Source organism: Bradyrhizobium sp. STM 3843 (genome assembly GCF_000239815.1).
Taxonomy (GTDB): Bacteria; Pseudomonadota; Alphaproteobacteria; order Rhizobiales; family Xanthobacteraceae; genus Bradyrhizobium.
The window spans coordinates 1-21,398 of record NZ_CAFK01000097.1; the positions used below are offsets into that span (position 1 = coordinate 1).

A 21,398-nucleotide genomic window follows, 5' to 3' on the forward strand; every position below is an offset into this window, starting at 1 on the left:
CCGTGACGAGATGGTTCTGACGAGCGGGTGCGCGTTTGCGCCTCGCGCGTCGTTTTGCGTTTTGGTGGTCTGAAGAACGAAGTTGGGACGTTTTGGTTCCGAACCTCGCGCTTCCGACCTTCGAAATGGATCGAAATTCAACCCGAAAGGCGGTGGCAGCCGCCGTTTCGGAAGGTCCGCCCCTCCGGGCGACGAAATGAGAGGCCACGATGGCGCAGCAGACATTCACCGGTCGCAAACGCGTTCGCAAGTTTTTTGGACACATCAAGGAAGTCGCGGAGATGCCGAACCTCATCGAGGTTCAGAAGGCGTCTTATGACCAGTTCCTGATGGTGGACGAGCCCACCGGCGGGCGGGCGGACGAGGGCCTGCAGGCGGTGTTCCGCTCGGTGTTCCCGATCTCCGACTTCTCGGGCACCTCGATGCTGGAATTCGTCCGCTATGAATTCGAGCCCCCGAAATATGACGTCGACGAGTGCCGTCAGCGCGGCATGACCTTTGCTGCGCCGCTCAAGGTGACCTTGCGCCTCATCGTGTTCGATATCGACGAGGAGACCGGCGCCAAGTCGGTGAAGGACATCAAGGAGCAGGACGTGTACATGGGCGACATCCCGCTCATGACCATGAACGGCACCTTCATCGTCAACGGCACCGAGCGCGTCATCGTTTCGCAGATGCACCGTTCGCCGGGCGTGTTCTTCGACCATGACAAGGGCAAGACCCATTCGTCGGGCAAGCTCCTGTTCGCCGCCCGCGTCATTCCCTATCGCGGCTCCTGGCTCGACATCGAGTTCGACGCCAAGGACATCGTGTTCGCGCGCATCGACCGTCGCCGCAAGCTGCCGGTGACGTCGCTGATGTTCGCGCTCGGCCTTGACGGCGAGCAGATCCTGTCGACCTTCTACAAGAAGATCATCTACAAGCGCGCCAAGGATGGCTGGCGCGTGCCGTTCGACGCCAACCGCTTCCGCGGCTACTCGACCAGCAACGACCTGATCGACGCCGACACCGGCAAGGTCGTGCTCGATGCCGGCAAGAAGCTCACCGTGCGTGCCGCCCGCCAGCTCCAGGAGAAGGGGCTGAAGGCCTTGCGCATGGGCGACGAGGAGGTGCTCGGCAACTACATCGCCGAGGATCTCGTTAACCCGAAGACCGGCGAGATCCATGCCGAAGCGGGCGAGGAGATCACCGACAAGCTGATGAAGCTGTTGAACGAGCAGGGCTACAAGGACCTGCCGCTGCTCGACATCGACCATGTCAATGTCGGCCCCTACATCCGCAACACGCTCAATGCCGACAAGAACATGACGCGCGAGGACGCGCTGTTCGACATCTACCGCGTGATGCGTCCGGGCGAGCCGCCGACGCTGGAGTCCGCGCAGGCGATGTTCCAGTCGCTGTTCTTCGACGCCGAGCGCTACGACCTGTCCGCGGTCGGTCGCGTCAAGATGAACATGCGCCTCGAGCTCGATGCGCCCGATACCCAGCGCACGCTGCGCAAGGAAGACATTCTGGCGGTCATCAAGACGCTGGTCGACCTGCGTGACGGCAAGGGCGAGATCGACGACATCGACCATCTCGGCAACCGCCGCGTCCGCTCGGTCGGCGAGTTGATGGAGAACCAGTACCGTATCGGTCTGCTCCGCATGGAGCGTGCCATCAAGGAGCGCATGTCGAGCGTCGACATCGACACCGTGATGCCGCAGGACCTGATCAACGCGAAGCCGGCGGCCGCCGCGGTGCGCGAGTTCTTCGGCTCCTCGCAGCTGTCGCAGTTCATGGACCAGACCAACCCGCTGTCGGAGATCACCCACAAGCGGCGCCTCTCGGCGCTTGGCCCGGGCGGTCTGACCCGCGAGCGCGCCGGCTTCGAGGTGCGCGACGTGCACCCGACGCATTACGGCCGCATCTGCCCGATCGAGACGCCGGAAGGTCCGAACATCGGCCTGATCAACTCGCTCGCGACCTTCGCGCGCGTCAACAAATACGGCTTCGTCGAGACGCCCTACCGCAAGGTCAAGGACAGCCGGGTCACCGACGAGGTGGTCTATCTGTCGGCGATGGAAGAGGGGCGCTATCGCGTCGCGCAGGCCAACGTGCCGCTCGACCCGAAGGGCCGCTTCACCGAGGATCTCGTGGTCTGCCGTCATGCCGGCGAAGTCGTGCCGATGACGCCGGACAAGGTCGACTACATGGACGTGTCGCCGAAGCAGCTGGTTTCGGTGGCCGCGGCGCTGATCCCGTTCCTCGAGAACGACGACGCCAACCGCGCGCTGATGGGCTCGAACATGCAGCGCCAGGCGGTGCCGCTGGTTCGCGCCGAGGCACCGTTCGTCGGCACCGGCATGGAAGGCGTGGTGGCCCGTGACTCCGGCGCCGCGATCGCGGCGCGCCGCTCGGGCGTGATCGACCAGATCGACGCCACCCGCGTCGTCATCCGCGCCACCGAGGATCTCGATCCGACCAAGTCGGGCGTCGATATCTACCGGCTGATGAAGTATCAGCGCTCCAACCAGTCGACCTGCATCAACCAGCGTCCGCTGGTGAAGGTCGGCGATATCGTCAAGAAGGGCGACATCATCGCCGACGGTCCGTCGACCGACCTCGGCGAACTCGCGCTTGGCCGCAACGTGCTGGTCGCGTTCATGCCGTGGAACGGCTACAACTTCGAAGACTCGATCCTGCTCTCCGAGCGGATCGTGAAGGAAGACGTCTTCACCTCGATCCACATCGAGGAGTTCGAGGTGATGGCCCGTGACACCAAGCTCGGCCCTGAGGAAATCACCCGCGATATTCCGAACGTGTCGGAAGAGGCGCTGAAGAACCTCGACGAAGCCGGCATCGTCTATATCGGTGCCGAGGTCCGCGCCGGCGACATCCTGGTCGGCAAGATCACGCCGAAGGGCGAGAGCCCGATGACGCCGGAAGAGAAGCTGCTCCGCGCCATCTTCGGCGAAAAGGCCTCCGACGTCCGCGATACGTCGCTTCGCGTGCCTCCGGGCGTGCAGGGCACGATCGTGGAAGTCCGCGTGTTCAACCGCCACGGCGTCGACAAGGACGAGCGTGCGCTGGCGATCGAGCGCGAGGAGATCGAGCGCCTCGCCAAGGACCGTGACGACGAGCAGGCGATCCTCGACCGCAACGTCTACAGCCGTCTTGCCGACATGCTGGAAGGCCGCCAGGGCATCGCAGGCCCGAAGGGCTTCAAGAAGGACACCAAGATCTCCCGCGCGGTGCTCGACGAGTATCCGAAGTCGCAATGGTGGCTGTTCGCTTCGCCGAACGACAAGCTGATGGCCGAAATCGAGGCGATGCGGAAGCAGTACGATGAGTCGAAGAAGGGGCTCGAGCAGCGCTTCCTCGACAAGGTCGAGAAGCTGCAGCGCGGTGACGAATTGCCGCCTGGCGTGATGAAGATGGTCAAGGTCTTCGTCGCGGTGAAGCGCAAGATCCAGCCCGGCGACAAGATGGCCGGCCGTCACGGCAACAAGGGCGTCGTGTCCAAGATCGTGCCGATCGAGGACATGCCGTTCCTGGAAGACGGTACGCACGCGGACATCGTGCTCAATCCGCTCGGCGTGCCCTCGCGCATGAATGTCGGCCAGATCCTCGAGACCCATCTCGGCTGGGCCTGTGCCGGCCTCGGCCGGCGCATCGCGCAGACCGTGGATGCCTATCTGTCGAAGCAGGACATCAAGCCGCTGAAGGAGACGTTGAAGCGGATCTACGGCGAGGACGAGACCATCAGGACGCTCAACGACAATGAGCTGATCGAGCTTGGTCACAATCTGAGCCGCGGTGTGCCGATTGCAACGCCGGTGTTCGACGGTGCCAAGGAGAGCGACATCGAGGAGATGTTGAAGCTCGCCGGCATGGACGCTTCCGGCCAGTCGACCGTCTATGACGGGCGCACTGGCGATCCGTTCGATCGCAAGGTGACGGTGGGCTACATCTACATGCTGAAGCTGCACCATCTCGTCGACGACAAGATCCACGCGCGTTCGATCGGTCCGTACTCGCTGGTCACCCAGCAGCCGCTGGGCGGCAAGGCCCAGTTCGGCGGCCAGCGCTTTGGCGAAATGGAGGTGTGGGCGCTCGAAGCCTACGGTGCCGCCTACACGCTGCAGGAGATGCTGACCGTGAAGTCGGACGACGTCGCCGGCCGTACCAAGGTCTACGAGGCGATCGTCCGTGGCGACGACACGTTCGAGGCCGGTATTCCGGAATCGTTCAACGTGCTGGTCAAGGAAATGCGCTCGCTCGGCCTCAACGTCGACCTGCACAATTCCAAGATGGGACCGGCGCCCACGTCGGAAGCCGCCGAGTAGTTCAAGATATCAGGCCCGGCCGCCTTTGACGGCCGGGCATCGGCGCTCTTGTCCGCGGGTCAGGGCAGGGCGCCGTCTTTAAGAGATTTTCGAATTTGCTGCCGCCCCCCGATCGGCATGCGAGGAGAAGACGATGAACCAAGAAATCATGAATCTCTTCAATCCGACGACGCCGGCTCAGGTCTTCGACCAGATCCGGATTTCGATCGCGTCGCCAGAGAAGATTCTGTCCTGGTCCTACGGCGAGATCAAGAAGCCGGAAACGATCAACTACCGCACCTTCAAGCCCGAGCGCGACGGCCTGTTCTGCGCCCGCATCTTCGGGCCGATCAAGGACTATGAGTGCTTGTGCGGCAAGTACAAGCGGATGAAGTACAAGGGCATCATCTGCGAGAAGTGCTCGGTCGAGGTGACGCTGTCGCGCGTCCGGCGCGAGCGCATGGGCCATATCGAGCTCGCAGCGCCGGTCGCTCACATCTGGTTCCTGAAGTCGCTGCCGTCGCGCATCGGCCTCCTGCTCGATATGACGCTGAAGGATCTCGAGCGGATCCTGTACTTCGAGTACTACGTGGTGCTGGAGCCGGGCACGACCCCGCTCAAGGACCGTCAGCTGCTGTCGGAAGACGAGTATCTGAAGGCGCAGGACGAATACGGCCAGGACAGCTTCACCGCCATGATCGGCGCCGAGGCGATCCGCGAGCTGCTGCGCGGGCTCGAGCTCGAGAAGCTCGAGGCGACCTTGCGCGCGGAGATGCAGGAGACCGACTCCGACATCAAGCACAAGAAGCTCGCCAAGCGGCTGAAGATCGTGGAGGCGTTCCGTCACTCCGGCAACAAGCCGGAATGGATGATCATGACCGTGGTCCCGGTGATCCCGCCGGACCTGCGGCCGCTTGTGCCGCTCGACGGCGGCCGCTTCGCGACCTCGGACCTCAACGACCTCTACCGCCGCGTCATCAACCGCAACAACCGCCTGAAGCGGCTGATGGAGCTGCGCGCCCCCGACATCATCATCCGCAACGAAAAGCGCATGCTGCAGGAGGCGGTCGACGCGCTGTTCGACAACGGCCGCCGCGGCCGCGTCATCACCGGCGCCAACAAGCGGCCGCTGAAGTCGCTCGCCGACATGCTGAAGGGCAAGCAGGGCCGCTTCCGCCAGAACCTGCTCGGCAAGCGCGTCGACTATTCGGGCCGCTCCGTGATCGTGGTCGGTCCCGAGCTGCGCCTGCATCAGTGCGGCCTGCCGAAGAAGATGGCGCTCGAGCTGTTCAAGCCGTTCATCTATTCGCGGCTCGACGCCAAGGGCCTGTCGACGACCGTGAAGCAGGCGAAGAAGCTGGTGGAGAAGGAGCGGCCCGAGGTCTGGGACATCCTGGACGAGGTGATCCGCGAGCATCCGGTGCTGTTGAACCGCGCGCCGACTCTGCACCGCCTCGGCATTCAGGCGTTCGAGCCGGTCCTGATCGAGGGCAAGGCGATCCAGCTGCATCCCTTGGTCTGCGCCGCGTTCAACGCCGACTTCGACGGCGACCAGATGGCCGTGCACGTTCCGCTGTCGCTCGAAGCGCAGCTGGAAGCGCGCGTCCTGATGATGTCGACCAACAACATCCTGCATCCGGCGAACGGTCAGCCGATCATCGTGCCGTCGCAGGACATCGTGCTCGGTCTCTACTATCTCTCGATCATGCGCGAGGGCATGCCCGGCGAGGGCAAGTCGTTCGGCGACATGGCCGAGCTCGAGCACGCGCTGCATGCCAAGGTCATCCACCTTCACAGCAAGATCAAATATCGCTGGGATGGCATGGACGAGACCGGCAAGATGGCCAAGCGCTGGATCGAGACCACCGCGGGCCGCGTGATGCTCGGCAACGTGCTGCCGAAGCATCCGAAGATTTCGTACGAAATCATCAACAAGCTGATGACCAAGCGCGAAATCTCCGGCGTGATCGATCAGGTCTACCGTCACTGCGGCCAGAAGGAGACCGTGATCTTCTGCGACCGCATCATGGCGCTCGGCTTCTACAATGCCTTCAAGGCCGGCATCTCGTTCGGCAAGGACGACATGGTCGTGCCGCAGGGCAAGTGGAAGATCGTCGATACCACCCGTACGCTGGCGAAGGATTTCGAGCAGCAGTACAATGACGGTCTGATCACCCATGGCGAGAAGTACAACAAGGTCGTCGACGCCTGGTCGAAGGCGACCGAGGAAATCGCCAAGGCGATGATGAAGGAGATCTCGGCGACCAAGAAGACCGCGACGGGCGCGGATGCCGACATCAACTCGATCTACATGATGGCGCATTCCGGTGCGCGCGGTTCGCCGGCCCAGATGCGTCAGCTCGCGGGCATGCGCGGCCTGATGGCCAAGCCGTCAGGCGAGATCATCGAGACGCCGATCATCTCCAACTTCAAGGAGGGGCTCTCGGTGCTCGAATACTTCAACTCGACCCACGGCGCCCGCAAGGGCCTCGCGGACACCGCGTTGAAGACCGCGAACTCGGGCTACCTGACCCGCCGTCTGGTCGACGTGGCGCAGGATTGCATCATCACGCAGGACGATTGCGGCACCAAGCTCGGCATCAAGATGCGCGCCATCGTCGATGCCGGCACCGTGGTGGCTTCGCTCGGCTCGCGCATCCTGGGTCGCGTCCCTTGCGACGACGTGCGTGATCCCTCGAGCAACACCGTGCTGGTGAAGGCCGGCACGCTGATGGAGGAGAGCCATGTCGACGCCATCCAGCAGGCCGGCGTCCAGGAGGTGAAGATCCGTTCGGCTCTGACCTGCGAGCTCGTCAACGGCATCTGCATGATGTGCTACGGCCGCGATCTGGCCCGCGGCACCCCGGTCAACCACGGTGAGGCCGTCGGCGTCATCGCCGCGCAATCGATCGGTGAGCCCGGCACCCAGTTGACCATGCGCACGTTCCACATCGGCGGCGCGGCGCAGCTCAACGAGCAGTCCTTCGTTGAATCGAACTTCGAAGGCAAGGTCGTGATCAAGAACAAGGCCATCGCCCGCAACAGCGAAGGCCATCTGATCGCGATGGTGCGCAACATGGTGGTGTCGATCGTCGATCCCGACGGCAGCGAGCGTGCGACGCACCGTATCCAGTACGGTTCGCGCATGCATGTCGACGACGGCGACATGATCAAGCGTGGCCAGCGCATCGCCGAGTGGGATCCTTACACCCGCCCGGTGCTGTCGGAGGCTGAGGGTACCATCGACTTCGAGGATCTGGTCGAGGGGCAGTCGATCTCCGAGACGCTCGACGAATCGACCGGTATCGCCAAGCGCGTCGTCATCGACTGGCGCTCGACGCGTGGCGGCGCCGATCTGCGTCCCGCCATCGTAGTCAAGGGCAAGGACGGCAAGGTGCTGAAGCTGGCCCGTGGCGGCGATGCCCGCTATATGCTGCCGGTCGACGCCATTCTGTCGGTCGACGTCGGATCGACGGTCAAGTCGGGCGATATCCTTGCCCGTATCTCGACCGAGAGCGCCAAGACCCGTGACATCACCGGCGGTCTGCCGCGGGTGGCGGAGCTGTTCGAAGCGCGCAAGCCGAAGGATGCGGCGATCATCGCGGAAATCGCGGGCACCATCCGGTTTGGCCGCGACTACAAGAACAAGCGTCGCATCTCGATCGAGCCGATGGACAAGACCGAAGAGGCGCGCGAGTACCTGATCCCGAAGGGCAAGCACATCCATCTGCAGGACGGCGACATCGTCGAAAAGGGCGATTTCATCGTCGAAGGCAATCCGGCGCCGCACGACATCCTGGCGATCAAGGGCATCGAGGAGCTCGCGGCCTATCTGGTCAACGAGATCCAGGAGGTCTACCGGCTGCAGGGCGTGCTCATCAACGACAAGCACATCGAGGTGATTGTCCGTCAGATGCTGCAGAAGATCGAGGTCACCGACCAGGGCGATACCGACATGATCGCGGGCGAACAGGTCGACAAGATCGAGTTCGACGCGACCAACGAGAAGGCCAAGGAGGAGGGCAAGAAGCCCGCCACCGGCACCCCGGTTCTGCTCGGCATCACCAAGGCGAGCCTGCAGACCCGGTCGTTCTTCTCGGCGGCATCGTTCCAGGAGACCACCCGCGTCCTCACGGAAGCGGCGGTCAACGGCAAGATCGATCCGCTCGAGGGTCTCAAGGAGAACGTCATCGTCGGCCGCCTGATCCCGGCCGGCACCGGCGCCTCCATGGCGCGAATCCGCGAGGTCGCCGTGAAGCGCGACAAGCTGATTCTCGACGAGCGCGAGAAGCAGGCGGCCATCGTGCCGGCCCAGCCCGAGCCGCAGCCGCAGCCCTTAGCGCTGCCGCCGGCCGAATAGCCGTAGATCTACGGGGTGCGCCTCGGCGCCCCCCGCAAGTCATTCATCAAGCGGAGAAGAGGCCGGCTGTCGCCGGCCTTTTCTTGACATTTTCTTGTCGTGTTGCAGAGGCGCATCCCTGTTGTTCATCTTCCCTTCAGGCAAAAAGGCGCTTCTGAGGACCATCTGATCCGCCATGATGATTTCCTCCGACCACCACGACGCGCGCCGATTTGCTTGAGCGCAAAGCTTGTGCGGACAGGTTGGGCTATGGCCGATCGAGCCCCGAGGGTGGCAAGACCCCCTGATATCGACGACCGGCGACGTTATGGACGCCCGGAGATAGCGGAACGCTGATGCTTGACCTTGCAATTGTAGGCGGTGGCCCCGGCGGGCTCATGAGCGCCTGGTACCTCCGGAAGAAGTTGGGCGACCTCTGCAAGGTCACGATCTTCGAAGCCTCCGACCGGCTGGGCGGCAAGATCGTCTCGCGCAAATTCGACACTGCGCCGGCGATGTACGAGGCGGGCGTCGCCGAGATCTACGACTACTCGATGACCGGCCCCGATCCGTTGCGCGAGCTGATCCAGCATTTCGGCCTGCAGACCATCCCGATGGATGCCATGCAGGTGCAGCTCGACGGCGATCTGCTCGACGACGTTCCGGGCCTGCGCCGCAAATACGGACCGAAGACTGCGGCCGCGGTCGAGGACTTCCGCAAGCGCTGCACCGAGGTGATCTCGCCCGTCGAATATTACGAGGGCGTCGGCGCGCACGACAACGAGCATCCCTGGGCCTACATGACCTGCGAGCAATTGCTCGACAAGGAGGTCGAGGATGCCACGGCCAAGCGCTTCTTCAAGGTGATGGCGCGGTCCGACATCGCGACAGAGGCCCACAACACCAACGGGCTGAACGCGCTGAAGAACTTCGTGATGGATATCGACGGCTATATCGGCCTGTATTCGATCCAGAACGGCAATGAGCAGCTGATCGAGTGCCTGCGCTCCGAGGTCGATGCCGATATCCAGCTCAATCACCGCGTGCTGAAAGTCGGCAAGACCGATTCCGGCCGCTACCGGATCAACATGATGAACGGCAAGGGGCCGGAGACGCGCGAGTTCGATCTCGTGCTGGTCTGCCTGCCGCATTCGTGGCTCGCCACGCTCGGCTGGGAAGGCGAGAGCCTGCGCAAGTCGATGGTCAAGCACGTCGCCTATTTCGACCGTCCCGCGCATTATCTGCGCGTGTCGATCCTGTTCGACGAGCCGTTCTGGGGCGACAAGATCCCGGGCTCCTGGTTCATGTCGGAAGCGTTCGGCGGCTGCTGCATCTATAACGAGGGCTCGCGTCACGATGTCGGCCGGCACGGCGTCTTGAACTGGCTGATTGCCGGCTCCGATGCGCTCGCCTTCGCCAACCTGTCCGATCAGGATCTGATCGATGCCGCGTTGAAGTCGCTGCCGGCCGCTCTCGGTGATGCCCGCGCGCATTTCATGGAAGGCAAGATCCATCGCTGGCTGTCGTCGGTGAATGCGCTGCCCGGCGGCCTGCCGGTGCGCGACGTCATGACCAATCACCGGCCCGAGCCGAAGGACCATCCGGGCATCGTGGTGGTTGGTGACTATCTGTTCGATTCGACCTTGAACGGGCTGCTCGACTCCTCGGACGCGGCGACCGACATCATCCTGACCGAGATGATGCGGCTGCGTCGGGCTCGCGCCCAGGCGGAGACGCCGCTCTCGGACAAGATCGATCGCGATTATTTCGAGAACTATCGCGGGCAGGGAGCTTACAGCGAGGCATGGCGGCAGTTCACCGACCCGGCCTATCTGCTCGAGCTGATCAAGATCGTCTGGAACCGGGCCCGCGGCTACAAGCTCCTGGTGGCGGGATCGGCGAGCGGCGAGCTGGTGGGGGCGCTGCGCGACCGCGGCATCGATGCCTGGGGCATCGAGAACAACCGTTATATTCACGGCAAGACGCCGAAGGCGCTCAAGAAGTTCAACAAGCTTGGCTCGATCACCGACATGCCGTTCAAGAACGGCGAGTTCGACTTCGTGTTCGAGACCAGCCTGTGCCATCTGGGCGAAAAGCAGGTGCCGCGCGCGATCCGCGAGTTCAACCGCGTGATCAAGACCGGGCTGGTGTTCGGTTCGATCACCTCGGACATGGCGCCGGCGCTGATCGATCGCTACGATCTCCTGCGCGGCGTGAAGAAGCTCGGCACCTGGTGGGAATGGTCGGAATTGTTCTTCGGCAACGGGTTCGACCTGTCGATGCATCGCCGCGACTGCGCCGATGAATTGTGGACGGCGACGCTCGCCGCCAACAAGGGGCCGGGCCAGTGGTACGCCGACGCGGACAGCCTGCGCTATTCGTTCTTCGACAAGGTCGAGGACGAGGACTGAGGGACTGAGGCGGCGGCGAGCGTCGTAACGGCCGCATCGACGGCGTTGTTCCGTATCATGGGAGCCGGGCGAAACCCTCGCCCGACTGTGCCGATTGCGTGACAGCAACCGGCCGCCACCGCGCGCAATGTGGCGCGAAGCCGCGGCAGCGCTAGCTGCGGCCGGACGCAGGTGTTAAAGCCGGAACGCGCGAGTCTTCCCAGGTCAGGCCGTGCAGCATCGGTTGGTTCAATGGCGCCCAAAAGTTCAGTGTCGGACGGTCGGCAACCCGCTTCCAAAGGCGATCCCGCCGAGGATCCGGACAAGCTCGTCGCAGCCAAGACCGCCATCGCCAAAACGGGGGCCCCCCGGGTCGAGGGGGCCAAGGTGCCATCTGCGGGCAAGCCCGCACCGCCGCCCGATGATGACGATGATGAAGACGACGACGAGGCGGAAGACGAGGCGGGCGACGAGGACGAGGATGACGATCTCGACCTCGACGAAGACGACGACGAGGATGATGAGGATCTCGTCGTCTTTACCGCCCGGGAGGCCGCCGGCGCGTTAGCGACGATCTACGGATTCGTCGCGCCACTGCTCGCCAAATACAAGAAGATCCTGGCTTTCGTCACCTTGGGCGTCCTGGTCGAGACGCTGTTCAACGTGATCATGCCGCTCAGCCTGAAATTCCTGATCGACGACGCGCTCGGCGAGGAGGATTTCGAGGCGCTCTATCGCATCCTCGGCGTGCTCGCGGCCGCCGGCATCTTCACCTCGATCGTCGCGGTCCTCTACGAGCGCTGGGACGCCCGGCTTGCCGCCTGCGTCATCTCCGACGTGCGCACGCGGCTGTTCGAACACGTCCAGAATCTCCCTGCGGCCTTTTTCCAGCGCACCAAGCGCGGCGAGATCCTGTCGCGCTTTTCGGTCGACATGTCGGCGTTCGAAGGCGCGGTAAAGAGCTTCTCGAGCAGCGCGGCGCTGCCGTTCTTCGAGCTGATCGCCGGCATCATCTTGATGCTGTTCCTGAACTGGCAGCTCGCGGCGGTCGCGCTGCTGGTGTTTCCGATCACGCTGATCGGCCCGCGGATCCTGACGCCCAAGGCGGTGCAGGCCAATTACGAGCAGAAGGTCAACGAATCGTCGTTGCTCGGCGTCATCCAGGAGAACATCGCAGCGCAAGCTGTGATCAAGGCCTTCAGCCTGCATCGCAGGGTGTTCGGCTGGTTCACGCTGCGCAACGATGCGGCGCGGCAGCGGATGGCCTCCGCCATCTTCCTGTCGACCATGGTCGAGCGCACCGTGACCATCGCGGTCTTGCTGCTCCATTTGGTCGTGCTGGCGCTCGGCGCCTATCTCGCCACCAAGGGCCAGATCACGATCGGAACCTTCGTCACCTTCGAAAGCGCCTTCTGGGAGGTGTCCTACAACATCGCCCATGTCATGCATTTCATCCCGGTGTCGATCTCGTCCGCCGCGGCCATCCGGCACATGCAGGAGCTCCTGGACGAGCCGACCCGGGGCGCCGACCGCCCGGGCGCGCCGGACCTGCCGCGCATCAGCCACGACATCACCTTCGAGCGCGTCACCTTTCAATACGAGGGCAGCGAGGCGCCGGTGCTCGACAATCTCAGCCTCAAGCTCGACGTCGGCAAGCGCATCGCGATCGTGGGGCCGAGCGGCTCCGGCAAGAGCACGCTGCTCAATCTGATCCTGCGGCTCTATGTGCCGGACGAGGGCCGCGTGACCATCGACGGTGTCGACATCCGCAAGGTGACCCGCGATTCGCTGCGGGGGAGCATGGCGGTGGTGTTCCAGGAGAACATGCTGTTCAACATGTCGCTGCGGGAGAATATCCGGCTTGGCAAGGAGGGCGCGACCGACGCCGAGGTCGAGGAGGCCGCCAAGAAGGCGGAGATCCACCGCTACATCATGAGCCTGCCGCAGAAATACGACACCCTGGTCGGCGAGCGCGGCGACACGCTCTCAGGCGGACAGCGCCAGCGCATCGCCATTGCCCGGGCGATCATCCGCAACCCGTCGGTGCTGCTGTTGGACGAGGCCACGTCGGCGCTCGACCAGACCACCGAGGCTGCCATCAACCGCACGCTTCTGAAGGTCGCCAAGGGCCGGACCATGATCTGGTCGACCCACCGGCTGACATCGGTGGTCGAGATGGATGAGATCATCGTCATCTCCGGCGGCCGCGCCATCGAGCGTGGCACCCATGCCGGGCTGCTCGCCAAGAACGGCGTCTATCGCAAGCTCTGGGACGACCAGGGCCACATGCCGCAGATGGCCGCCCAGGCCGTTGCGGACGGCGGCGAGGACGATGACGAGGATGACGACGAGGCGTGAGCGCGTGGTCGGCCATTGGCTGAGCCAGACACTCCGCCGCGAGGGAATCGATCGGCCTGTGCCTCGTCTCAAAGCTTCCCGGTGCGAGATTCGGCGGGCAGGCGGGATGCGAATCGGCTGGGATCTCGGAAACTTTGGCGCAATGCAGCATTGCAGTGACGATTGGGTCGCAGGCGACCGCCGGCGATCGGAATGTCCTTATCACTGGTTCGCTGTTGCCTTGCGGAATGCAAAGAAGGGCTTATCTCCTTGGTAAATCGGGATAATCCCAGTCGAAACCAGACCCGATGCGGGCTGTCTCGTAAGCCCGGCCGCGGGAGCGAAGGGCGGCGCCCGGCGCCGACCGAAAGCTGAGGCGCCAGAGGCCTTTCTTCTGGTCTCTTGCAGCATCGTTTTGCTTGACTTGGTTATTTACCGCTTATAAAAGGCGCCCACTTAACGACAGGCGGTGAGCTTCGCCAGCGTCGGTACGGACCACCCATCCCGCTCAGTTAATGGGCCGCTCTGAAAAGAGCAGGGACGGGCACCACCCTCGACGAATGCCGCTCAAACGCTGTCGATTATAGCTAGGCAATGCCAGGACGATTTTAGTTCTCTTGAGCATGTTCTCTTGAGATCAAACTCGGATGCATGACCTCGGTAAGTGGCTGGACAGCTCGCGCTGACCGGCTCCGACTGCGGTCCTCTGTGGCGTCAAGCGCTTTCCGTTCAGCAATGAGCGGTTGGCGTGTTTTCGCTTTGCGCGGGTATTTTTCCGCGCCGGGCGGCCGGTGAGGCGGGGAACCTCAGACAGAATTTGCGGGCGTCGCGTGAGGCGGCTTCCGTGTGAACGTTGAGAAGGGTGAAGGCCAAGATGCCGACGATCAACCAGCTGATCGCAAATCCGCGCGTCGTGCAGAAGTCGCGCAAGAAGGTGCCGGCGCTGCAGCAGTCGCCGCAGAAGCGCGGCGTTTGCACGCGCGTCTACACCACGACCCCGAAGAAGCCGAACTCGGCGCTCCGCAAGGTCGCCAAGGTGCGCCTGACCAACGGCTTCGAGGTGATCGGCTACATCCCGGGTGAGGGCCATAACCTGCAGGAGCACTCGGTGGTCATGATCCGCGGTGGCCGCGTCAAGGACTTGCCGGGCGTGCGCTACCACATTCTCCGCGGCGTGCTGGATACCCAGGGCGTCAAGAACCGTAAGCAGCGCCGTTCGAAGTATGGCGCGAAGCGTCCCAAGTAAGACGTTCGAGATAAGCGGGAACAGAACACAATGTCGCGTCGCCATTCAGCCGAAAAGCGTGAAGTTCTTCCGGATCCGAAGTTCGGGAACGTCATCGTGACCAAGTTCATGAACTCGGTCATGTATGCCGGCAAGAAGTCGGTCGCCGAAGGTATCGTCTACGGCGCGTTCGGCCTCATCGAAGCCAAGACCAAGCAGAGCCCGCTGACGGTGTTCGAGCAGGCGCTCGAGAACGTGATGCCGACCATCGAAGTGCGCTCCCGCCGCGTTGGTGGTGCGACCTATCAGGTGCCGGTCGAAGTGCGTTCGACGCGTCGGCAGGCTCTGGGAATTCGCTGGCTGATCTCGGCGGCACGCGATCGCAACGAGAAGACGATGACCGAGCGGCTTTCGGCGGAGTTGCTCGACGCTTCGAACAACCGGGGGAACGCCGTCAAGAAGCGCGAAGACGTGCATCGCATGGCGGAAGCCAACCGCGCCTTCTCGCATTATCGCTGGTAACGGCGACCCGAACGGAAATTTAGGAACAGGTCCATGCCCCGCCAACATGCCATCGAGGACTACCGCAACTTCGGTATCATGGCGCATATCGACGCCGGTAAGACCACGACCACCGAACGCATTCTCTATTACACTGGCAAGAGCCACAAAATCGGCGAGGTGCACGAAGGTGCCGCGACGATGGACTGGATGGAGCAGGAGCAGGAGCGCGGCATCACGATCACGTCGGCCGCGACCACTGCGTTCTGGAACGGCAAGCGTCTGAACATCATCGACACCCCCGGCCACGTCGACTTCACGATTGAGGTCGAGCGTTCGCTGCGCGTGCTCGACGGCGCCGTGTGCGTGCTCGACTCCAACCAGGGCGTCGAGCCGCAGACCGAGACCGTCTGGCGCCAGGGCGACAAGTACAAGGTGCCGCGCATCGTCTTCGCCAACAAGATGGACAAGACCGGTGCCGACTTCTTCAAGTGCCTGGCCGACATCGTCGACCGCCTGGGCGCGAAGCCGGTTGCGATCCAGCTGCCGATCGGCGCCGAGAACAACTTCAAGGGCGTCGTCGACCTCGTGAAGATGCAGGGCATCGTCTGGAACGACGAGTCGCTCGGCGCGAAGTTCGACTATGTCGACATCCCGGCCGACCTCGTCGACCAGGCCAAGGAATATCGCGAGAAGCTGGTGGAAGCCGCCGTCGAGCTCGACGACGACGCCATGGCCGCCTATCTCGATGGCAAGGAGCCGGACGAGGCGACGCTGAAGAGGCTGCTGCGCAAGGCGGTGCTGACCGGCGCGTTCTATCCGGTGCTGTGCGGCTCGGCCTTCAAGAACAAGGGCGTGCAGCCCTTGCTCGACGCCGTGGTCGACTATCTGCCGTCGCCGCTCGACGTGCCCGCGATCAAGGGCACCGACGACAAGGGCAACGAGATCGTGCGCAAGGCGGACGACAAGGAGCCGCTGTCGCTGCTCGCGTTCAAGATCATGGACGACCCGTTCGTCGGCACCATCACCTTCTGCCGCATCTATTCGGGCATCCTGCAGAGCGGCACCGGCGTCGTGAACTCGACCCGCGAGAAGAAGGAGCGGATCGGCCGCATGCTTCTGATGCATGCGAACAACCGCGAAGACATCAAGGAAGCCTATGCCGGCGACATCGTCGCGCTGGCGGGCCTCAAGGAAGCGCGCACCGGTGACACGCTGTGCGATCCGACCCATCAGGTGATCCTGGAAAAGATGGAATTCCCGGAGCCGGTGATCGAGATCGCGATCGAGCCGAAGTCGAAGGCGGACCAGGAGAAGCTCGGCATCGCGCTGGCGAAGCTCGCGGCGGAAGATCCGTCGTTCCGGGTGTCGACCGATCACGAGTCCGGCCAGACCATCCTCAAGGGCATGGGCGAACTCCATCTCGACATCAAGGTCGACATCCTGAAGCGGACCTACAAGGTGGACGCCAACATCGGTGCGCCGCAGGTGGCGTTCCGTGAGCGCATCACCAAGCCGGCCAATGTGGACTACACCCACAAGAAGCAGACCGGCGGCACCGGCCAGTTCGCGGCCGTGAGCCTCGTGGTCGAGCCGAACGAGCCGGGTGGCGGCTACGTGTTCGAGTCCAAGATCGTCGGCGGTGCGGTTCCGAAGGAATACATCCCGGGCGTCGAGAAGGGCATCGAGAGCGTGCTCGGCTCGGGCGTGGTCGCCGGCTTCCCGGTGGTCGACGTCAAGGTGGCGCTGGTCGACGGCAAGTATCACGACGTCGACTCCTCGGCGCTGGCCTTCGAAATCGCATCGCGCGCGGCCTTCCGCGAGGCGCTGCAAAAGGGCAAGTCGGTTCTGCTCGAGCCGATCATGAAGGTCGAGGTGGTGACGCCGGAAGACTACACCGGTTCGGTCATCGGCGATCTGAACTCGCGTCGTGGCCAGATCCAGGGCCAGGACATGCGCGGCAATGCCAACGTCATCAATGCGATGGTGCCGCTCATGAACATGTTCGGTTACGTGAATAACCTGCGCTCGATGAGCCAGGGGCGCGCAACCTTCACGATGCAGTTCGACCACTACGCGGAAGCGCCGGCCAACGTGTCGGCAGAAGTCCAGAAGAAGTTTGCCTGATTGTCGTTAGCTCAAGTTAGCGACTGAACGGAGAGTCAAATGGCCAAAGCAAAGTTTGAACGTAACAAACCGCACTGCAACATCGGCACGATCGGTCACGTCGACCATGGCAAGACCTCGCTGACGGCAGCGATCACCAAGATCCTGGCCGAGACCGGCGGTGCGACGTTCACGGCATACGACCAGATCGACAAGGCGCCGGAAGAGAAGGCCCGCGGCATCACCATCTCGACCGCGCACGTCGAGTACGAGACCAAGAACCGCCACTACGCCCACGTCGACTGCCCCGGCCACGCCGACTACGTGAAGAACATGATCACCGGCGCCGCCCAGATGGACGGTGCGATCCTGGTCGTGTCGGCCGCTGACGGCCCGATGCCGCAGACCCGTGAGCACATCCTGCTCGCCCGCCAGGTCGGCGTGCCCGCGCTGGTCGTGTTCCTCAACAAGTGCGACATGGTCGACGATCCGGAGCTCCTGGAGCTCGTCGAGCTCGAGGTCCGCGAGCTGCTCTCGAAGTACGAATTCCCGGGCGACAAGATCCCGATCATCAAGGGCTCGGCGCTGGCCGCTCTCGAAGATTCGGACAAGAAGCTCGGCCATGACGCCATCCTCGAGCTGATGCGCAATGTCGACGAGTACATTCCGCAGCCGGAGCGTCCGATCGACCAGCCGTTCCTGATGCCGGTGGAAGACGTGTTCTCGATCTCGGGCCGCGGCACCGTGGTGACCGGTCGTGTCGAGCGCGGCATCGTGAAGGTGGGCGACGAAATCGAGATCGTCGGCATCCGTCCGACCCAGAAGACCACCGTGACCGGCGTCGAAATGTTCCGCAAGCTGCTCGATCAGGGTCAGGCTGGCGACAACATCGGTGCGCTGCTCCGCGGCACCAAGCGCGAGGAAGTCGAGCGCGGCCAGGTGCTGTGCAAGCCGGGTTCGGTCAAGCCGCACACCAAGTTCAAGGCCGAGGCTTACATCCTCACCAAGGAAGAGGGCGGCCGCCATACGCCGTTCTTCACCAACTACCGCCCGCAGTTCTATTTCCGCACCACCGACGTGACCGGTGTCGTGCATCTGCCGGAAGGCACCGAGATGGTGATGCCGGGCGACAACATCGCGATGGAAGTGCACCTGATCGTGCCGATCGCGATGGAAGAGAAGCTGCGCTTCGCCATCCGTGAAGGCGGCCGCACCGTCGGCGCCGGCGTCGTCGCCTCGATCATCGAGTAACAAGCGATAGGGAATGGCGAGTGGCGGGTGGACCAGATCCATACGCTACTCGCTACTCGCCACTCACTAGAGAAAGCATACGGCAATGAACGGCCAGAACATTCGCATCCGTCTCAAGGCGTTCGACCATCGTATCCTCGATACGTCGACGCGGGAGATCGTGAACACGGCGAAACGCACCGGCGCCCAGGTTCGCGGACCCATTCCGCTGCCGACCCGCATCGAGAAGTTCACCGTCAACCGTTCGCCGCACGTCGACAAGAAGAGCCGTGAGCAGTTCGAGATGCGCACCCACAAGCGCCTGCTCGACATTGTCGATCCGACTCCGCAGACGGTCGATGCTCTCATGAAGCTCGATCTGGCCGCCGGCGTCGACGTCGAGATCAAGCTCTAAGTTTTTGGATTCACGTCCGCAATTTGTGGACACACAGAAGAACAGGATGCACGCCGATGCGCTCCGGAGTGATCGCACAAAAGGTCGGGATGACGCGGGTCTTCACAGAGGCCGGCGAACATATCCCCGTGACCGTGCTGAAGCTCGGCAACTGCCAGGTGGTTGGTCACCGCACCAAAGAAAAGAACGGCTATGTCGCGCTGCAGCTCGGCAGCGGCAGCCGCAAGACGGTCTACTTGCCGAAGGCCGAGCGCGGTCAGTTCGCCGTCGCCAAGGTCGAGCCGAAGCGCAAGGTCGCCGAATTCCGCGTCAGCGAAGATGCGCTGATTCCGGTCGGCGCCGAGATCCAGGCCGATCATTTCGTCGTCGGCCAGTTCGTCGACGTCACCGGCACCTCGGTCGGTAAGGGCTTCGCCGGCGGTATGAAGCGCTGGAATTTCGGCGGTCTGCGCGCCACGCACGGCGTGTCGATCTCGCACCGTTCGATCGGTTCGACCGGTGGCCGTCAGGACCCCGGCAAGACCTGGAAGAACAAGAAGATGCCCGGTCACATGGGCGTCGATCGCGTCACCACGCTCAACCTGCGGGTGGTGCAGACGGATGTCGAGCGCGGCCTGATCCTGGTGGAAGGCGCGGTGCCCGGCTCCAAGGGCGGCTGGATCTCGGTGCGCGACGCCGTGAAGAAGCCTCTGCCGAAGGAAGCGCCGAAGCCCGGCAAGTTCAAGGTCGCGACCGAGCAGGCTGAAGCGCCGGCCGAGCAGGAGGGCGCATAACATGGAACTGAAAGTCACGACCCTCGAGGGCAAGGAAGCCGGCTCGGTCCAGCTGTCCGACGCCATCTTCGGCCTCGATCCGCGCCAGGACATCATCGCGCGCTGCGTGCAGTGGCAGCTGAACAAGCGCCAGGCCGGCACCCACAAGGCCAAGGGCCGCGCCGAGATCTGGCGCACCGGCAAGAAGATGTACAAGCAGAAGGGCACCGGCGGTGCCCGTCACGGCTCGGCCCGCGTGCCGCAGTTCCGTGGCGGTGGCCGCGCCTTCGGTCCGGTGGTGCGTTCGCACGCCACCGATCTGCCGAAGAAGGTGCGCGCGCTGGCGCTCAAGCATGCGCTGTCGGCCAAGGCCAAGGACGGCGACCTGATCGTGCTGGAGAACGCCACGCTGGAAGCTGCCAAGACCAAGGCGCTGGTCGGGCATTTCTCCGGGCTCGGCCTCACCAACGCGCTGATCATCGACGGCGCCGAGCTGCATGGCGGCTTCGCCAACGCGGCCCGCAACATCCCCAACATGGACGTGCTGCCGATCCAGGGCATCAACGTCTACGACATCCTGCGCCGTCAGAAGCTGGTGCTGACCAAGGCGGCGATCGATGCGCTGGAGGCGCGCTTCAAATGAAGACCATCGATCCGCGCCATTACGACATCATCCTCTCGCCGGTCGTGACCGAAAAGGCGACCTACGCCTCGGAGCACAACAAGGTTCTGTTCAAGGTCGCCGCCAAGGCCACCAAGCCGCAGATCAAAGAGGCGATCGAGAAGCTGTTCGACGTGAAGGTCAAGAGCGTCAACACGCTCGTCCGCAAGGGCAAGACCAAGGTGTTCCGCGGCCATCTCGGGTCGCAGTCGGACTCCAAGCGCGCGATCGTGACCCTTGAAGAGGGCCACCGCATCGACGTGACCACCGGGCTATAAGGCTGCACTGCCATGGCATTGAAGACATTCAACCCCACGACGCCGGGCCAGCGCCAGCTGGTGATGGTCGATCGTTCCGCGCTCTACAAGGGCAAGCCGGTCAAGGCTCTGACCGAGGGCAAGCTGGGAAGCGGCGGCCGCAACAACACCGGCCGCATCACCGTGCGTTTCCGCGGCGGCGGCCACAAGCAGGCCTACCGCAACGTCGATTTCAAGCGCGAGAAGGTGGACGTTCCCGCCACCGTCGAGCGGCTGGAATATGATCCGAACCGCACCGGCTTTATCGCCCTGATCAAGTATCAGGACGGCGAGCTGGCCTACATCCTGGCGCCGCAGCGGCTTGCAGTCGGCGACACCATCGTCGCCGGCAACTATGTCGACGTGAAGCCCGGCAACGTCATGCCGCTGGGCAACATGCCGGTCGGCACGATCGTGCACAACATCGAGGTCAAGATCGGCAAGGGCGGCCAGCTGGCTCGTTCGGCCGGCACCTACGCCCAGATCGTCGGTCGCGACCAGGACTACGTGATCCTGCGCTTGAACTCGGGCGAGCAGCGCCTGGTGCACGGCCGTTGCCGCGGCACCATCGGTGCGGTGTCGAACCCGGACCACATGAACATCTCGATCGGCAAGGCCGGGCGCAAGCGCTGGCTGGGTCGTCGCCCGCATAACCGCGGCGTCGCCATGAACCCGATCGACCACCCGCACGGCGGCGGCGAAGGCCGTACCTCCGGCGGTCGTCACCCGGTCACTCCGTGGGGCAAGCCTACCAAGGGCAAGAAGACCCGCACCAACAAGTCGACCGATAAATTCATTCTCCTCAGCCGCCACAAGCGGAAGAAGTAAGGAACGCCGGA

At 63.5% G+C, this 21,398-nt stretch carries 14 protein-coding genes; 13 read left to right on the forward strand and 1 reads right to left on the reverse strand.

Going from position 1 to position 21,398, the window contains the following annotated elements; translation table 11 throughout:
• Positions 1-209: 209 nt before the first annotated feature.
• Together rpoB and rpoC are read left to right on the forward strand one after the other, a co-directional pair.
• A complete protein-coding gene (gene rpoB, locus BRAS3843_RS13135) occupies positions 210-4,328 on the forward strand; it encodes a DNA-directed RNA polymerase subunit beta (RefSeq protein ID WP_008969392.1) in 4,119 nt (1,372 codons plus the stop codon).
• Positions 4,329-4,461: 133 nt separating this feature from the next.
• Positions 4,462-8,667: a DNA-directed RNA polymerase subunit beta' gene (rpoC, locus tag BRAS3843_RS13140; RefSeq protein ID WP_008969393.1), complete on the forward strand. Its 4,206-nt coding sequence runs from the start codon at positions 4,462-4,464 to the stop codon at positions 8,665-8,667.
• Positions 8,668-8,706: 39 nt separating this feature from the next.
• Here rpoC and BRAS3843_RS41480 read toward each other — a convergent pair whose 3' ends face one another.
• Entirely contained in the window at positions 8,707-8,844 is a 138-nt protein-coding gene (locus tag BRAS3843_RS41480) for a hypothetical protein (RefSeq protein WP_175361118.1), read from the reverse strand.
• A gap of 158 nt (positions 8,845-9,002) precedes the next feature.
• Here BRAS3843_RS41480 and BRAS3843_RS13145 point away from each other — a divergent pair, with 158 nt between their 5' ends.
• From BRAS3843_RS13145 to rplB, 11 genes are all read left to right on the forward strand, one after another.
• Entirely contained in the window at positions 9,003-11,057 is a 2,055-nt protein-coding gene (locus tag BRAS3843_RS13145) for an FAD-dependent oxidoreductase (protein ID WP_008969394.1), read from the forward strand.
• Between the two features lie 231 nt (positions 11,058-11,288).
• Positions 11,289-13,394 carry an ABC transporter ATP-binding protein gene (locus tag BRAS3843_RS13150; RefSeq protein ID WP_008969395.1) on the forward strand — a complete coding sequence of 702 codons (2,106 nt, stop codon included), beginning with the start codon at positions 11,289-11,291 and terminating at the stop codon, positions 13,392-13,394.
• 853 nt (positions 13,395-14,247) lie between these two features.
• Positions 14,248-14,619, forward strand: coding sequence for a 30S ribosomal protein S12 (gene rpsL / locus BRAS3843_RS13155; RefSeq protein ID WP_008969396.1), 372 nt, complete (start codon positions 14,248-14,250; stop codon positions 14,617-14,619).
• Between the two features lie 30 nt (positions 14,620-14,649).
• Entirely contained in the window at positions 14,650-15,120 is a 471-nt protein-coding gene (gene rpsG / locus BRAS3843_RS13160) for a 30S ribosomal protein S7 (RefSeq protein ID WP_008969397.1), read from the forward strand.
• A 33-nt stretch (positions 15,121-15,153) separates the two neighbouring features.
• Positions 15,154-17,226 carry an elongation factor G gene (gene fusA, locus BRAS3843_RS13165; protein ID WP_008969398.1) on the forward strand — a complete coding sequence of 691 codons (2,073 nt, stop codon included), beginning with the start codon at positions 15,154-15,156 and terminating at the stop codon, positions 17,224-17,226.
• A gap of 39 nt (positions 17,227-17,265) precedes the next feature.
• A complete protein-coding gene (gene tuf / locus BRAS3843_RS13170; RefSeq protein ID WP_008969399.1) occupies positions 17,266-18,456 on the forward strand; it encodes an elongation factor Tu in 1,191 nt (396 codons plus the stop codon).
• Positions 18,457-18,541: 85 nt separating this feature from the next.
• Complete coding sequence (gene rpsJ, locus BRAS3843_RS13175; protein ID WP_002712302.1) at positions 18,542-18,850, forward strand: 30S ribosomal protein S10; 309 nt, start codon at positions 18,542-18,544, stop codon at positions 18,848-18,850.
• A gap of 56 nt (positions 18,851-18,906) precedes the next feature.
• The gene (gene rplC / locus BRAS3843_RS13180; protein WP_008969400.1) at positions 18,907-19,623 is read left to right on the forward strand and encodes a 50S ribosomal protein L3; all 717 of its coding nucleotides are present in this window, start codon (positions 18,907-18,909) and stop codon (positions 19,621-19,623) included.
• Between the two features lies 1 nt (position 19,624).
• A complete protein-coding gene (gene rplD / locus BRAS3843_RS13185) occupies positions 19,625-20,245 on the forward strand; it encodes a 50S ribosomal protein L4 (RefSeq protein WP_008969401.1) in 621 nt (206 codons plus the stop codon).
• Complete coding sequence (locus BRAS3843_RS13190; RefSeq protein ID WP_008969402.1) at positions 20,242-20,541, forward strand: 50S ribosomal protein L23; 300 nt, start codon at positions 20,242-20,244, stop codon at positions 20,539-20,541. The genes rplD and BRAS3843_RS13190 overlap by 4 nt, the downstream gene beginning before the upstream one ends.
• Positions 20,542-20,553: 12 nt before the next feature.
• Positions 20,554-21,387 (forward strand): 50S ribosomal protein L2, encoded by an 834-nt coding sequence (rplB, locus tag BRAS3843_RS13195; protein ID WP_008969403.1) that lies wholly within the window; start codon positions 20,554-20,556, stop codon positions 21,385-21,387.
• Positions 21,388-21,398 lie beyond the last annotated feature (11 nt).

Bases quoted from the DNA above. Each gene is read 5' to 3' on its own strand.
- BRAS3843_RS13145 (WP_008969394.1), top strand. From the start codon at position 9,003: ATGCTTGACCTTGCAATTGTAGGCGGTGGCCCCGGCGGGCTCATGAGC.
- tuf (WP_008969399.1), top strand. From the start codon at position 17,266: ATGGCCAAAGCAAAGTTTGAACGTAACAAACCGCACTGCAACATCGGC.
- BRAS3843_RS41480 (WP_175361118.1), bottom strand. From the start codon at position 8,844: ATGGCGGATCAGATGGTCCTCAGAAGCGCCTTTTTGCCTGAAGGGAAG.
- rpsL (WP_008969396.1), top strand. From the start codon at position 14,248: ATGCCGACGATCAACCAGCTGATCGCAAATCCGCGCGTCGTGCAGAAG.
- rpoB (WP_008969392.1), top strand. From the start codon at position 210: ATGGCGCAGCAGACATTCACCGGTCGCAAACGCGTTCGCAAGTTTTTT.
- BRAS3843_RS13150 (WP_008969395.1), top strand. From the start codon at position 11,289: ATGGCGCCCAAAAGTTCAGTGTCGGACGGTCGGCAACCCGCTTCCAAA.
- rpsJ (WP_002712302.1), top strand. From the start codon at position 18,542: ATGAACGGCCAGAACATTCGCATCCGTCTCAAGGCGTTCGACCATCGT.
- rpoC (WP_008969393.1), top strand. From the start codon at position 4,462: ATGAACCAAGAAATCATGAATCTCTTCAATCCGACGACGCCGGCTCAG.
- BRAS3843_RS13190 (WP_008969402.1), top strand. From the start codon at position 20,242: ATGAAGACCATCGATCCGCGCCATTACGACATCATCCTCTCGCCGGTC.
- rplB (WP_008969403.1), top strand. From the start codon at position 20,554: ATGGCATTGAAGACATTCAACCCCACGACGCCGGGCCAGCGCCAGCTG.
- rpsG (WP_008969397.1), top strand. From the start codon at position 14,650: ATGTCGCGTCGCCATTCAGCCGAAAAGCGTGAAGTTCTTCCGGATCCG.
- rplC (WP_008969400.1), top strand. From the start codon at position 18,907: ATGCGCTCCGGAGTGATCGCACAAAAGGTCGGGATGACGCGGGTCTTC.
- rplD (WP_008969401.1), top strand. From the start codon at position 19,625: ATGGAACTGAAAGTCACGACCCTCGAGGGCAAGGAAGCCGGCTCGGTC.
- fusA (WP_008969398.1), top strand. From the start codon at position 15,154: ATGCCCCGCCAACATGCCATCGAGGACTACCGCAACTTCGGTATCATG.